The sequence below is a fragment of the Acetobacter sp. P1H12_c genome, assembly GCF_018811975.1.
GTDB lineage: Bacteria > Pseudomonadota > Alphaproteobacteria > Acetobacterales > Acetobacteraceae > Acetobacter > Acetobacter persici.
Window position 1 is genome coordinate 37,736 of record NZ_JACRVR010000020.1, and the last position, 14,635, is coordinate 52,370.

A 14,635-nucleotide genomic window follows, 5' to 3' on the forward strand; every position below is an offset into this window, starting at 1 on the left:
CTTTTGCACAGGCTGAGCGTGGCTTGAAATGGTGATTTCCTGAAAAAGAGTTATTTACAAAAAACACATTCTATAAAAAGATTTTGACATTGTTTTTCCGTAACTTCTCTTGCGTTCTTTAACAATACTGTCACAGAACAATCATCAAACTACAACACACACGCCTCTGCAAGGCGATAGGTTACGCAGCGTTATTTAACCCCCGACCGGGAGCCTCAGTATGAGGAATTACGCTGCATGAAACAGAGTAAACTCTTTCTTCTGACAACATGCATGAGTTCTTTGCTCTTTCATCATGCCCATGCTGAAACGGCACCAGCCAGCACGCACAGCAAAAAAGCTGCGCAGGCCAGCGCCACACCGGCAGCTAAAAATAAACCGGCTGCGGCTCCCCGGAAAATAAAAGTCACCTCGACACAATCAGACAAGTCTGAATCGATTGTTGTGCTGGGTGCGGGTGCGGCGCGTGAGACACAAAAACTGTCCCATCTGGCGCTGCAACAGGTGGCGCCCGGCACCAGCCCCCTTAAAACTTTGTCCAAACTGCCGGGCGTGATGTTTACATCATCCGACGCGCTGGGGTCTTATGAATGGTCTCAGCAGATTATTATTCGCGGGTTTGATCAGAGCCGCCTTGGCTTTACCATGGATGGTATTCCGCTGGGCAATCTGGCCTACGGGAATGATAATGGCCTGTCGATTGGCCGCGCTTTGCAGACGGAAAATAATGGTACGGCTACTCTGGCGCAGGGGGCAGGGTCTGTCGGGGTTGCGGCCTCGAATGACCTTGGCGGCGCGCTTGAGTTTACATCCATAGACCCGACCGAGAAGTTTGGTGCGGACGTTGCGGCAACGGGTGGGTCTTACGGAACCTGGCGGACGTTTGCACGGGTGAACACCGGCACGCTGCCCGGCGGTGGCCGCATGTATATGTCCTATGATTATCAGGATGCCAATAAGTGGAAGGGTACTGGCATCCAGCAGCAGCAGCAGGCAAACGTCAAGTTCGTGCAGCCGCTGGGTGAGAAGGTAAAACTGACGCTGTTTGGGGATTACAGCCAGCGGGCAGAAAACGATTATCAGGATATTTCCAAAGAGCAGATCAGAACAATCGGCTATAAGCTGGATAATATTACCAATAACTATGGTCTCGCCAAAGAGATTGCCAGAGCCTACCAGAATGGCACGCCTTTTCCGGCCGGGATCAAGGATCAGGATCAGTCTTACTATAACTCAGCAGGCCTGCGTGAGGACGTGCTGGGGTATGGCAAACTGGATTTCCACCTGACGGACCGTCTGAAAGGGTCCGCCACTGTTTACGGTCATACCAATACGGGCGAAGGGATTTACGCCACCCCTTATACGCCGACCCCTGATGCATTGGGCGGCTCTCCGCTGTCCGTCCGTACCACGGAATATGATATTCATCGTGAAGGCTTTATTGGCAGCCTGTCTTATGAAATCGGGCATCACACAATTGAAGGTGGATTCTGGTTTGAAAATAACGATTTTGAACAGGCCCGTCGCTTTTATCCGCTGAGCGAGGATCGCTATACCGGCAGTTCCGTCCACTGGTTCCGTGGGAATTCCTTTGCAACCCAGTGGCAGAGTGCGTTCAACACCAAAACCTACCAGTTCCATTTGCAGGATACCTGGCAGATTACTCCGGCTCTTAAGCTGAATTACGGGTTCAAATCTCTCGTTGTTGACAACCGTGGTCGTCAGCTTGAAGGGAATGAGATGGGTGTGCCTGTGCCGACCAACACCTATGCCGGCGGTTCCATAACCTCGGCCAACGGCTTCCTGCCGCAGATCGGCGCGAACTATCGCCTGAACCGCCACAATGAAATTTTTGCTGATTTTGCAAGAAACATGGCGGCTTTTGATAACTCAACTACAGGTGCCACCAGCCCGTTCGCTATGACGAGTGCAGCCTATGCGGCCTCTAAAAACTCTCTGCGTCCTGAAATGTCCTATAGTGAAGAAATCGGGTATCGCTTCCATAACCGGCGTATTCAGGCCTCTCTGACCGGGTATTACATTGAATTTGAAAATCGCCTTCTGTCGATTACCCCCAATGCGACCAATAACGTGCAGGGTATTCCCAGTATTCTTGTCAATGGTGGCGGTGTGACTGCGCGCGGGATTGATGCTGCTTTTAACTATCACTTTACGGATAACTGGTCTCTCTACGTCTCGTATGCCTATAACCAGTCCACCTATAATGATGATCTGACGACAGGTGGCATTACCTACAACACCCGTGGCAAAAGCGTTGTGGCAATGCCGCGTAATCTGGCAAACGTGCAGATCAGCTATGATGATGGCTCGATCTGGGGTAATTTCGGCATGCAGTATCAGGGCCGCCGGACCTATACCTATACCAATGACCAGTGGATCAAGCCGAACGACATCTTTAACCTGAATGTCGGCTATCGCTTCCATAGCCAGAATTGGGCGCTGCGTGGTCTGGATATGCAGATCAACGTGACGAACCTGTTCAACAAACGCTATGTCGCGACTGTTGGCAGCGCGGGCTTCCGCCCGACTGACCCGACGGGCAGCCTGCAAACTCTTCAGGCTGGTGCTCCGCGCATGGTCTTCTTTACCGTGCGCAAGCATTTCTAAGAGCTTTTCTGTTGATCTCCTGTAACGGATATTTTCATGCTCCGTGGTCCTAATCGTCGCCAGTTTCTGAAGTTCAGCGCCGCTGCAACGGCCGGAGCAGCGTTGCCGGAAAACCTGAAGCGGGCGCTTGCCATAGCGCCCAACACAGTAACCGGCACGATACAGGATGTAGAGCATGTGGTGATCCTGATGCAGGAGAACCGCTCTTTCGATCATTACTTCGGGTGCCTGAAAGGCGTGCGTGGCTACGGGGACCCGCGTGCCGAGCATCGCCCGGACGGCAAGAGTGTCTTTGCGCAGCCTGACGGAAAAGGCAGGTATGTCCTGCCTTTTCTGTTTAATACCGCGCATACATCGAGTGCCTGTCTGGCCAGTCTTGATCATAGCTGGAAAAACACGCAGGCGGAGTGGAATAACTGGGATACATGGGTGCCGCACAAAACACCCATGACCATGGGGCATTTCACCCGTAACGAAATCCCATATTACTATGCTCTGGCTGATGCATTCACGATTTGTGACGCCTATCATGCCTCGATTTTTGGCCCTACCAACCCGAACAGGCTGTACTTTTTTACCGGCACAAACGGGCTCGCTGTGGGGAATGCGGGCAAGCAGGCTGTTGAGAATGTTGATGATGGCAACTGGTCTGCCGATATTACGCATGACAAGCCGGATTTCAAACCGTTTGACTGGACCACTTACCCTGAAAAACTTCAGGAAGCGGGCGTTTCCTGGAAAGTGTATCAGGAATACGATAATTTTGGTGATAACCCTCTGGCCTCTTTTGCGGCATTCCGGAATGTCGATAAAAATACATGGGCGTATCGTGGGGCGCGCAGCATTGTGGAGGGCTCTGGTCCTGCCGATATGCAGACCACTGAGGGACGTTATCTGATTGCAGCGTTTGAGCGCGATGTTGCGCAGGGCAAACTGCCGCAGGTCTCATGGATTGTGCCGCCCACAGCCCTGAGCGAGCACCCCAATGCCCCGCCGGGCTATGGGGAATATCTGATTTCCCAGTTGATGGATGTTTTTGTCCGGCACCCGGATGTCTGGGCCAAAACCGTTTTTATTCTCAATTACGATGAAAATGATGGGTTTTTTGATCATGTGCCGCCCCCGGTCCCGGCACTGGGTGCACAACAGGGCGCCTGCACGGTCCCGACCGATGGAGAGCACTATAACGGAGAACCGGTGGGCCTTGGGCCGCGTGTGCCAGCGTTGGTTATCTCCCCATGGACTAAAGGGGGCTGGGTGAATTCGCAGGTTTTTGACCACACATCTGTGCTGCGGTTTCTGGAAGCGCGCTTCGGGGTGGCATGCCCCACCATCACGCCATGGCGGCGCAGCGTGTGCGGAGACATGACCTCCATTTTTGATTTTGCACAGCGGGACCGCCGCTGGGAGGCCACGCTGCCCCGCACGGACAGCTATCTGGCAGAAACCCGCAAATCCTGTGCGTTGCCTAAGCCTGTTGTGCCTGCCCATCAGACTATGCCGCAGCAGGAAAGCGGGCAACGCCCCGCCCGCGCGCTCCCTTACGCCCTGCACGCCGACTGGCATGCGGGGGCTGTGCAGCTTCTCAATACTGGCGTGCAGGGGGCTGTGTTCCGCGTGCGGGATGGCAGGACAGCGCGCCACTACACCCTTTCTGCCGGGCAGAGTGTTGCGGTGCCGGTGGATAACAGCGGACCGTCTTCTCTGACAGTACACGGGCCAAACGGTTTTTTCCGTGGTTTTTACGGGAAGGCCGTGCCGGAATGCAGTCTGCGGGAAGATCCTGATAACGGGGCGGTTGTTCTGACTGTGCAGAACTCAGCGCAGGCACCCCGCACTGTGCGTGTTGCTGAGCGTTATAGCTCAGCCGGTCATACCCTTACTCTGCCGTCCGGTTCTTCCGCCAGCACGTCCTGGCCTCTGGTGGCGTCTGATAACTGGTATGATCTGGCTGTGTATGATGCGCAGGACGGCACGCTGCTTGTGCATCTGGCGGGCCATATGGAAAATGGAAAGCCCAGTCGCACAGACCCGCATATGGGCATGCAGGCATAACGGATTACATTGAACAGTCACTGGCGCTGCCGCGGTGAGCAGAACCAGTGACTGTCTGAGCCGGGTGGTTAGTCGATGACCACCGTGGCTTCATCCGTCAGAACACGGAACAGGAAGCTTTCCTGCAAATAGAGTTCAACCGTGGTGCCCGTGTGGCTCAGATACCCGATTGAGAAATCCTGACCGATTTCCAGCGCCAGATCGCCCCCGCGGAGGGAGACAAGGAACGCGCCCTCAATTGCCGGGGCCCAGATGATTTTTCCGTCAATCATGCTCTCAATATGTTTGATGATCGGGTATCCGTCATCACCACCGCCTGTCACAGCCTGATAGGCCTGCGCACCCAGCACCAGAGAATACGGGCCGTTTACGCCCGCCAGCCGGAGGTTCTTCAGGGCTTCCGCCAGCACGCCGGGGTAGTTCTTGGCGGAGGTTGGCAACTGGAGATGTGTGTTGGAGCTGCTGCGACGGATGCCGGGAATACCGGCGGCGTCATAGCCATCAAAAATGACGCGATCTTCAAAGAACGCTATTTTTTTGGCGGCGTCTTTCACGGGCTGCCAGTCTGCGTCCAGAGCGCCACGTTCAACGGCATCAATCTCGGTGCGGGAGAGGGTGAAGGGAACGCGGACCTCCACCGGCGGCAGAACTTCCCGCCGGACTGCCTGAATCCCGTCTTCCGGGGTGCTGAGGGCTGTGGCGTGGCCTGTGCCCGTGCCGGAGAATGCGGTGCCTTTGGGTTCAGAGGTATCTACCACACGGCGGCCAGCCAGATGGCGGCGGATGGTGCGGGCGGCTTCTTCCTCAATTTCAGCCCATGCGGCGCTGGAGATCGGGGCCAGATGTCTGTGCAGGTTGTTCATCTTACGTGTCCTTACTTCAGTGAGCCAATACCAAGGGAGCCATCACGCGGGGGTGCGGCAGGCGCAGGTGTCTCTGCCGGAGGGGCGGGCGTGGCGTTATCAGCCGGGGCGGCAGCCCTGTCGGCTGCGTTATCGAGGAAGTCCGCTGTGGGGATAAAAAACAGCACACCGGTCACAGCCGTGCTGACATCGAGAATCCTGTCGTAATTGCCAGCAGGTTTCCCCACAAACATGTTTTGCAACATCTGCTCCGTGCGTGCCGGGGAGCAGGAATAGCCAATAAAATAGGTGCCAAATTCCCCTTTGCCCACTTCACCAAATGGCATGTTATCCCGCACGATCTGGAGCTGCTGGCCGTTTTCTTCAATATTGGTCAGCACATTATGGGCGTAGCTGGGTTTCGCGGAGTCCTGAAGTTCAATATCAGAAACCTTTTTACGGCCAATGATATGTTCCTGAACTTCCGTGGGAATGGCTTCCCATTTTTTCAGGTTATGCAGGTATTTCTGCACAATCACATAGCTGCCGCCGGCAAACTCCGGGTCTTCCTCGCCAATCAGGGTCGCGATTTTTGCGGCCTGACCTTCCGGGTTTTCCGTGCCGTCCACAAAGCCCAGCAGGTCCCGTGAATCAAAATATTTGAACCCGTGTACTTCATCAATCACTACAGCAGCGCCTTCCAGACGGGAGACAATGGCTGCGGCCAGCTCAAAGCACAGATCCATCCGGCTTGCGCGGATATGGAACAGGAAATCTCCGGGGGTTGAGGGCGCATGATGCACCCCGTTAATTTCCTGAAACGGGTGGAGGTCTTTAGGGCGGGGCTGGCCGAACAGGCGGTCCCACGCGTGGGAGCCAATGCCGGTAATGCAGCTCAGCAGGCCATCAGGGATGCGGAATCCTACCCCCCGTACGAGGGAGGAGAGGTCTGCAAGCAGGTCCACCACCTGCGGGTTAACGGACTCATCCTCGCTGAGCGTCATCACGAGGAAAACGGCGGCCTGAGTCAGTTTTGTATCAACGGGCTGCGGTGTGACCAACGGACTGAAACTCCCCTGCAAGTGGCGTCTGCCTGAAAAAGATCAGGCAGACTGACCATAGGCAGATCGCTTTATCTGGCAAGGGAGGGCCGCACAGAAAACACAAAATCAGGAGCCCGAAAGGGCCTCTGATAACCCAGAGCAATCACGCCATAAATCCGGTGCTGAGCAGAGGGTGTGCAGGCGGCATAGCAGAGGGCTTATCGGCTGCCCGTCCGGCAACAGACCGACGGGCAGCAGGGAAGCGTGCAGAGGTTGATCAGAGCTGCGCCCATTGTCTCAACAGGTTGTGATAGGTGGAGGTCAGGCCCAGCACAGCCGGGTTATCATCCGGCAGAAGTTTGCGGATTTCCATAATGGACTGGTCAAACTGATACAGCAGCGTGCGCTGTGTGTCCTCCGGCACCATGGACTGGGACCAGAAGAAGGAGGCCCAGCGTGACCCGCGCGTGACCGGGCTGACGCTGTGCAGGCTGCTGGAGGGGTAGAGCACCATATCTCCGGCCGGAAAACGGACATTCTGCACGCCAAATGTGTCCTGAATCATCAGTTCCCCACCATCATATTCCTCCATCTCACTCAGGAAGAGGGTGGAGGAGACATCCGTTCGCATCCGGAAGCCGGTGCCCGGTACAGGGCGGATGGCATTATCCACATGCGCGTGGAAGCGCATGCCCTCATCATACCGGTTGAACAGAGGCGGGAAGACGCGGAGGGGCAGGGCTGCGCTGTTAAAGGTCGGGTTCCGGCCAAGTGCCCGTAAAATGATCTCACCCAGTGCCCGACATTCTGCGCTGTCCTGCGGGATCTGGAGATTGTACTTGGCCTTGGCGGACTGGTCTCCCGCCGTCACCTTGCCATCCACCCATTCAGATTTTTCCAGTGTTGCGCGGCAATGGGCAACTTCTTCCGGTGTCAGAACATTGGGGATATGAACAAGCATGCGGACGGTCCGTTCAGGGGTTTCTGGTTGTGCGGGGGAGAATGGCAGAACCGCGCGCCCTGCTGCAACCTGCTCGGGGGTGCCCAGCGGTTCTCAATTCTGCGCCATGCGTCGGAAAGGGTTTCCATTATCGGTGAAGTGCTTGTAAACACATGTTTTTCCCGGCTCCTTGCCATAATAAGTTGAGTGATCCGTACCGTATGCCAGCCCCTTCTTCTCCAGTGCGCCGCCGCACACAGGCTGATCGCAGCACAGCCACACGGACAAAAATCATTCAGGCAACTGTTACCCTGTTGCAAACGCAGGGCTATGCCGCCACCACAATCCAGCGCATTGCAAAGGCGGCGGGTGTCAGTCTGGGGGCTCTGCAACATCATTATCCGGCAAAAGCTCAGATTATGGCCATGGTGCTCCGGCATTATGCGCTAAAGCGCACACGTCTGTACCGCCCCGCCATGCGGCATAAAAGCCAGCCAGAACAGCGGGTGGACGCTATGCTGTCCGCCATGTGGACCCTTGTGACGGAGGGGCCGGATTTTATTGCTACGGTAGAAATTGAACTGGCCCGGCGGAGTGATCCGGAACTGGCTGCGGCAACAGAACCAGTGCTGGCCCGCATTGACCAGTTTATGACGGGGTGGCTTTCCGGCAGGCAGCACGGCAAGCCAGACCCGAAATTTGTGATGCTGCGCCTGCTGAATTCCACGTTCCTGCGGGGGGTTGCCATTGAAATTGCGCGGGGCACACCGCTGAGTGAGCTGAAAGAGGCTTACGAAATCTGGTGTGGCTTTTCACGCGCGGAACTTCTGGCAATCGTGAAAGACACCCCCTGAGGGCACAGGCCGGAACTTGTTGCTCTTTTGGAATAAATCTCTTGACGACTCATAAACAAGTAGGATGTATTGCTTGTTATACACGCTTCCGGGGTGGCCTTCCTGCGGGAAAGGCGCCCTGAACGCCAGAAAGGGTATAACGTGACGATGCCATCTTTGAGTGCTCATCAGGTTTCCAGTCAGGAAATTGCCGAACGCCTGAAAAAAGTCCGCGAGAAGATGGAGCAGGCAGGGTTTTCTGCCTATATCTCATTCAATCCGGACAATATTTACTACCTGACAAACTTTGCGAATTTTGTTCATGAGCGGCCATTTGTGCTGGTTATAACGGCATCGGCGCTCACTTTTATTATTCCCCGGCTGGAAAGAGCCCATGTTGAACGGCACAGGGTGGGGGATGAACTGACACTTGTTGAGTATGCGGAATTCCCGGCCCGCGCTGGCACGCGCTGGTCTGACCGACTGCTGGACGTTCTGCCTGCGCAGGGCACAGTGGGGATTGAGGGGGCATGCCCCGCTTATCTGAGTGCTCTTATCAGCAACCCGACGCAGATCCTGAATGTGATTGATACCGTGCGGGAAGTTAAATCCCCGCATGAAATTGCCCGTATTGCCTGGACCAGTGATGTCATGACACACGCACTGGCCATGATGCTGGGCGCTGTTAAAAACGGCACTCTGGTAGTGCAGGCAATTGGAAATGTCACGCCGTATTTCTACCAGCGATGTCTGGCGGAAGCGCCCAATTATAATGTGATGTCCACCCATGCCGCGGGGCTGATCCAGCCGCCGGCTTACACGGATGATCCGCATAATTTTTCATGCCTGACGGCCCCGTGTGAGCCGGGGGGGCCATTTCTGGGGCTGGTTGCCGGAAAAATCAACGGATATGGCGCGGAAATTGAGCGAACATTTTTTCTGGAACATTGCCCTGAAGACGCCCGCAGGCCATTCGATACCATGATGGAAATGCGGTATAAGGCGTATTCCCTGCTCAGGCCGGGTGCCATTGGGGCCGAAATTGATGCAGCCTGTCAGGAAATTGCCAGAAAAGCTGGTTATGACGTTCCGCTGCACCGCACTGGCCATAGTTTTGGCGTGACCAGCCATGAAGCGCCGTTTCTGGCGGTTGGGGAAGACAATGTGCTCCAGCCGGGAATGATGTTCAGTATTGAGCCCGGGATTTATCTCAAAGGGATCGCAGGGTTCCGGCATTCAGATACCGTGCTGGTGACAGAAGCAGGCTATGAAATCCTGACCAGATATCCTGCTGAGCGCGATGATCTGACACTCTCCTGAAAGAGAAACGAGAAAACTCTTCCTGATTTCAGGGAGAGTACTCTCTCAGGGTCAACCTGATTGTCAGATTCCTGCTTTTTATTGTTACAAATAAACAACAAATAAAGACAGAACTGTCTTTCTCCCAAAAGTTTTCTGAATCCACGCGTCAGGCTGCTGCCTGAACGATGCATTGTCTGAAACCTGACGAGAGGCTGCTGAAGTTGAAAATGTTACGATATAAAAACACTCTTCTCCTCTGCACGAGTGCGCTGGTGTTCTCCACGGTGGGTGCTGTGCAAACAGCACAGGCTAAGACCTCCGGTGTGCGCCCTACTTCAGGCTTAGGGAAGGCTGCGCCTCGTCACCCTGCATCTTCTGCTGTGCCCGTGGCAACGCACAGGAAAAAACGTGGCCCTGCCTATGGGCAGTCTGAGGAACTGACAGTCAGCCGTGCCAGAAACGCCTTCGGGCAGGGGGCCATGCAACATCGCGGTGTTTCTGTCACGCACATTGATGCCACAACACTGGCGCGCCATCAGGTGACGGATGTAAAGGGGCTGATGAATCTGGCTCCGGACCTGACGGTGCAGCCACAGGGAAACAGCTCCAGCGTCAATTTCACTCTGCGTGGCGTCGGGCTGAATGATTTTACTTCCAACAACACGCCATCTGTCATGACGTATGTGGATGGAGTGGCTCTGCCGATTGGTTATATGGCTGGTGCGGCTCTTTTTGATCTGGCTGGCGTGGATGTGAGCACCGGCCCCTCCGGCTTTACGCATGGGCAGACCGTAACAGCGGGGGAAATCAATCTGAAAACGGCTGATCCAACAAAAACACTGCACTATGGCGCATCGGAAGATATTGCCACGTATAATCGTAGCATTACCAATCTGTATCTGTCCGGCCCTATCACCTCACGTCTGCACTATCGTATTGCCGGTTTTACACAGCAGGGTGGAGGTTTTCAGAAAAACATTGATACCGGAAAAACTCTTGGGAACGCCAACAAGGGTGGACTCCGTGCCAAAGTGGCATGGCAACCGGATGATAAGACGGATGTGCTGTTTACCGGTAACTGGATCAAAGATAATTCAGACGCTATGGGCGCTTATAATATTCAGGATCTTTCCCGCAGAACACCAGCGTATGCCAATAATCGCGACACAGGATGGGGGTTCTGTCCGGAGTTTTTAAAAACGATCGGGTATTCCAGAAACGCGAAGCCCTCTTACGATAATACATTCTGGGGTGCTGGCATCAATGCGACGCGGCATCTCAGCTTTGCCGATCTGACAGCGACCAGCGCATTCCAGCAGATGTATGTGCATAACCTGATGGATATGGATGGCACGCGGTATGCAATTTATGATGTGAACGTCAACACAAATGCCAATCTGTTCTCTCAGGAACTCAAACTGGCGTCCAGACCGTCTCAAAAGTGGTTTCAGTGGGTTGCCGGGATGTATTATGACCGCACAACCATGCATACCTCGCTGTTTAACGATTATACTCAGTCAGGCACACGCCCCTATATCCAGCGCACCAGTTATAATCAGGATCAGCAGGCTTTCAGCCAGTACGGGCATCTGCGGTTTGAGGCGACACAACGGCTGCATCTGATTGGCGGAGTGACGCATGAGTCGGACGATCGCACCCTCTTTAATATGCAAACCCTGCGTTATAATACGCCCTTGTACCCTACCCCGTTTGACAATAAATATGGAAAACACGGAGCGTTGACCAATCAGTTTTCCGGGATGGGCGGGATTGACTATCAGGTGCTGGATAACCTGATGCTTTACGGGTCCATTCGCAAAGGTTTCAAGCCGGGCGGGTTTACCGCCAATAATACCGTCGTAGCCTCTCAGCTTGCGCCCACAAAACCGGAATCTCTTCTGGCCTATGAGGTGGGGTTTAAGTCCGACTATTTTCACCACAAGCTGCGTCTGAACACAGATGCCTTCTGGTATGATTATCACGGGCAGCAGATGGTCGGGCTGGCGCTGGTTCCAAATTACGGGGTTGTCGGGCAATATCTGAACATCCCGAAAAGCCGGATCTGGGGTGTGGAAATGGAAATTGATGCCAACCCCATACCGGGTTTGCTGCTCCACCAGCATGTTGGTTATGAACGCGGCAATTATCAGGACTTTAATACGCTGGATACCGCGGCTATCACCGCACATTATATCCAGACAGGTGTGCTGAGCGCGTTTTATAAGAGCTTTAACGGCGTGGATATGGGCATCCCCAAACTGACCTTGCAGGGATCTGCATCTTATAAAGCAAAACTGGGGAAAGACTGGACGCTGACGCCGTATCTTGAATACAGCTATCGCGGCGCACAGCAGAATATTCCGGGGAATACGCTTTATAAAATGCCTGCCTATTTCCTGATGGATGTTGGCCTGGCCTTTGCACCCAAAAGCAATAAATGGTCCATCAGCGCCTATGCCAATAATATTATTGACCGGCGTTACGATATTACCCGTGAGACTGGCCTGAATGGTATTTTCGGTGTGCCGGGGACACCACGCATGGTGGGAGGCCGTATGCGGATTGATCTCTAAAAAAATATGAAATGGATTTCTGGCTTTTATTTTTTCAGAAATTGTCTGTTTAAAACTGAAAACACCTGAGTGGCAGGAGGAGAGACAATCCCGCCACCCAGTCTACAGGGTGTTATTCAGGCGTGGGCGTGCAGTTTGAAGGCACGGGCTGATCCGCCATCACAGCTTTTGTAAAAGCGGCTGAATCCGGCAGGGAAGCATTGACGGTCTGGTCGTGATTCAGGCCTTTATAGATATGAGCCTGCACAATTGTCCCTGCGGCGCAGGCGGCTTTAACAAGGCCAAGCTGGAGGGGCGGCGGTACATCCTGATCCACTTCCCCTGTGCCGACAAAAAGCGGCTGTTTCAGCTTCATGGTCGGATACAGCATGGCTTCCAGAGCCGGGGCCAGTGCTTTCTGGTATCCGGGTTTGACGGCGTTGCTGAAATTCAGGCCCTCAGCGCGGGCTTTATCTGTCAGCGGATGCACGCACAGATCCGCCGCAGCACGATAAGCGGGGAGACCTTTGTCCGTAAAAACACTTTCCGGTTTAAAGGAGGGATCATATCCGCTTTGCCCCTGCGCCAGATACAGCGTGTAGACAATAACCGGGTTAAAACCCGTTTCATGCGCGCCGGATGTGGCCATATGCTGGAGCAGTTCCTGCGACACATAAGGCACACCTGTTGCCACAGTGCCCCGGATATTCAGGTCTGGCGCATAGTCCGGTGCATAGGCTGCGGAAGCAAATGCCGCGCCACCCCCCTGAGACTGTCCGACAATTATGATCTTGTTTTGTAGCCCCTGCACAGAGGCCAGCGCCGCGCGCACGCCATCCAGCACACTGTAGGCTTCCACCCGTGTATTTAGATACGCATGGGTGCCGGATGTACCCAGCCCCTGATAATCGGTGCCGACAACAGCAAAGCCACGCTTCATCCACGCGGACAGATAGGTGCGATTCCGCTCGGACCACGGGTTACAGGACGGAGCACAATGGTCAGCCACCCCGGTTGTACCATGCGCCCATGCCACAATAGGCCAGCCGCCTTCCGGGGGTTTGCCCGCAGGCAGAATGACTTCTTCTGTTACCGGAACCAGCCCTTCGCCAGTAACACCGTTGGTGGACAGGTAGGTAAGGCGGAGCGAACGCCCTGCCTCAGGTAGCGTAAGAGCGGCAGGCAGGGGCGCTGACGCCGTGAGGGTGCCGGGTTTCTTCGCGGTCTGTGTGGAGGCGGCCTGACTGGCGGGAGGAAGCAGGGCAAAGCCCAGACCGGCCAGCAGACTGGTGCCAGCCAGAAAGGCGCGCTTAAAGGAATGTCTGAATTCTTTCACAACAAAAATCCTTACTTTTGTCTTTATGTATTCAAATTCACAGGTTTCAGAGGATCGTGCGGGGCAGGGTTTGTCAAGGAATGATCTCTATGCACAAAAATGTTTGTCACAGGGGTGAAATCGTGATGAATTTTTCATGGGAAATAGATGGAACAGCCAGTGTTGACCGGCGTTGCACTACAATTAGTCTGTTACGTCTGGCTGGTCTTTCGGGCGAATTGGTATGTCGCGTTCAGGCCGCCTGTGGGCGGTGTTGTGCTGCGTGCTGAGAGGCCGGAGCAGGGTCCAGTTTACCGTCGCTTTATGCTCATATTGGCAGGCGGCGGGAAATTCGTTAGCTCTTATCATCTGAGACTGTCATAGAGATGAGCCTGCCCGTGAAGACCCTGCCTGTTGCGCGTTTTGTTACCAGATCTGCTGTGCATCTTTCTGCTGGCTCTCTGCTGCTGGGTCTGGGGGGATGCGGCTATTACGCCTCCCGCACGGCGCATAAGGCGCAGGTGATCATGATTGGTATGACGGAAGAAGACGTGCAGGCGTGTGCGGGTGTTCCGGCTAAAACGCAGATCATCAACAGTCATGTAAAAATTTTTGAATATCAGCGGGGGCGTAATATTGGGGCGCCCACGTCTTCAACGCTTATTCCGGTGCAGTCTGTTGTCAATATTGTCAGAGATGTTGGCGGTGGGGACGGGAATAGCTGTATTGCTGACTTCCGCATTGTCGATGGGACTGTGCGCGATGTGTACTATAGTGGTGATGATGATATGCTGGTGGGCACAGACGGAGTGTGTTCAAGCATTGTGCGCGGATGTGTCCGCCGCAATGTGCCCAGTGGCTCACCGCCTGATTTCTGGAAAACCTCTGCGTTCATGCAGCCGCAACCCGAGAAATCGTCCGGGGCATCTGCTCCGGTATCTTCTGCTACGGACGGTATTTCCGGTAACGCTGCGGCTCCAGTCGCCATAACGGGCAGCTTTCCCTCAGCAACATCAAGCCGCATGGCCTGCGTGCCCATATTGCGCTGCCACTGGGCATTGTCTCCAAACCCTGAAAACCGGGACGCCTATAATCCAGCCCCTGTCTTGGCCGCAGCGAGAAAAT

At 54.6% G+C, this 14,635-nt stretch carries 10 protein-coding genes; 6 read left to right on the top strand and 4 right to left on the bottom strand.

Features of this window, described 5'->3' with window-relative positions; genetic code table 11:
- The first annotated feature begins 237 nt into the window (after positions 1-237).
- A complete protein-coding gene (locus KP699_RS10745; RefSeq protein WP_215762607.1) occupies positions 238-2,628 on the top strand; it encodes a TonB-dependent receptor in 2,391 nt (796 codons plus the stop codon).
- Between the two features lie 36 nt (positions 2,629-2,664).
- Positions 2,665-4,683, top strand: a complete 2,019-nt coding sequence (locus tag KP699_RS10750; protein WP_215762608.1) for a phosphocholine-specific phospholipase C — start codon at positions 2,665-2,667, stop codon at positions 4,681-4,683.
- A 68-nt stretch (positions 4,684-4,751) separates the two neighbouring features.
- Here KP699_RS10750 and KP699_RS10755 read toward each other — a convergent pair whose 3' ends face one another.
- The 3 genes from KP699_RS10755 to KP699_RS10765 form a co-directional block, all read right to left on the bottom strand.
- The gene (locus KP699_RS10755) at positions 4,752-5,546 is read right to left on the bottom strand and encodes a family 1 encapsulin nanocompartment shell protein (RefSeq protein ID WP_215762609.1); all 795 of its coding nucleotides are present in this window, start codon (positions 5,544-5,546) and stop codon (positions 4,752-4,754) included.
- Positions 5,547-5,557: 11 nt separating this feature from the next.
- Positions 5,558-6,586 (bottom strand): Dyp-type peroxidase, encoded by a 1,029-nt coding sequence (locus tag KP699_RS10760; protein ID WP_215762610.1) that lies wholly within the window; start codon positions 6,584-6,586, stop codon positions 5,558-5,560.
- Positions 6,587-6,845: 259 nt separating this feature from the next.
- Positions 6,846-7,529: a Fe2+-dependent dioxygenase gene (locus KP699_RS10765; RefSeq protein ID WP_025824967.1), complete on the bottom strand. Its 684-nt coding sequence runs from the start codon at positions 7,527-7,529 to the stop codon at positions 6,846-6,848.
- A gap of 200 nt (positions 7,530-7,729) precedes the next feature.
- Here KP699_RS10765 and KP699_RS10770 point away from each other — a divergent pair, with 200 nt between their 5' ends.
- The 3 genes from KP699_RS10770 to KP699_RS10780 all read left to right on the top strand — a co-directional run bounded on the left by KP699_RS10770 (position 7,730) and on the right by KP699_RS10780 (position 12,216).
- On the top strand, positions 7,730-8,362 hold the full coding sequence (locus KP699_RS10770; protein WP_086656501.1) for a TetR/AcrR family transcriptional regulator: 633 nt from the start codon (positions 7,730-7,732) through the stop codon (positions 8,360-8,362).
- A gap of 147 nt (positions 8,363-8,509) precedes the next feature.
- Positions 8,510-9,661 carry a Xaa-Pro peptidase family protein gene (locus KP699_RS10775; RefSeq protein ID WP_252346972.1) on the top strand — a complete coding sequence of 384 codons (1,152 nt, stop codon included), beginning with the start codon at positions 8,510-8,512 and terminating at the stop codon, positions 9,659-9,661.
- 209 nt (positions 9,662-9,870) lie between these two features.
- Positions 9,871-12,216 (top strand): TonB-dependent receptor, encoded by a 2,346-nt coding sequence (locus KP699_RS10780; RefSeq protein WP_215762612.1) that lies wholly within the window; start codon positions 9,871-9,873, stop codon positions 12,214-12,216.
- A 112-nt stretch (positions 12,217-12,328) separates the two neighbouring features.
- Here the strand turns inward: KP699_RS10780 and KP699_RS10785 are convergent, their stop codons facing one another.
- Positions 12,329-13,468: a lipase family protein gene (locus tag KP699_RS10785; protein ID WP_374196931.1), complete on the bottom strand. Its 1,140-nt coding sequence runs from the start codon at positions 13,466-13,468 to the stop codon at positions 12,329-12,331.
- 440 nt (positions 13,469-13,908) lie between these two features.
- On the opposite strand from KP699_RS10785, the gene KP699_RS10790 reads away from it, so the two are divergent.
- A partial coding sequence (locus tag KP699_RS10790) for a hypothetical protein (RefSeq protein WP_215762613.1) occupies positions 13,909-14,635 on the top strand: 727 nt, incomplete at its 3' end.

What these genes read in the sequence shown, in the direction of transcription:
- KP699_RS10745 (WP_215762607.1), top strand. Translation starts at nt 238, where the DNA reads ATGAAACAGAGTAAACTCTTTCTTCTGACAACATGCATGAGTTCTTTG.
- KP699_RS10750 (WP_215762608.1), top strand. Translation starts at nt 2,665, where the DNA reads ATGCTCCGTGGTCCTAATCGTCGCCAGTTTCTGAAGTTCAGCGCCGCT.
- KP699_RS10755 (WP_215762609.1), bottom strand. Translation starts at nt 5,546, where the DNA reads ATGAACAACCTGCACAGACATCTGGCCCCGATCTCCAGCGCCGCATGG.
- KP699_RS10765 (WP_025824967.1), bottom strand. Translation starts at nt 7,529, where the DNA reads ATGCTTGTTCATATCCCCAATGTTCTGACACCGGAAGAAGTTGCCCAT.
- KP699_RS10770 (WP_086656501.1), top strand. Translation starts at nt 7,730, where the DNA reads ATGCCAGCCCCTTCTTCTCCAGTGCGCCGCCGCACACAGGCTGATCGC.
- KP699_RS10775 (WP_252346972.1), top strand. Translation starts at nt 8,510, where the DNA reads ATGCCATCTTTGAGTGCTCATCAGGTTTCCAGTCAGGAAATTGCCGAA.
- KP699_RS10780 (WP_215762612.1), top strand. Translation starts at nt 9,871, where the DNA reads ATGTTACGATATAAAAACACTCTTCTCCTCTGCACGAGTGCGCTGGTG.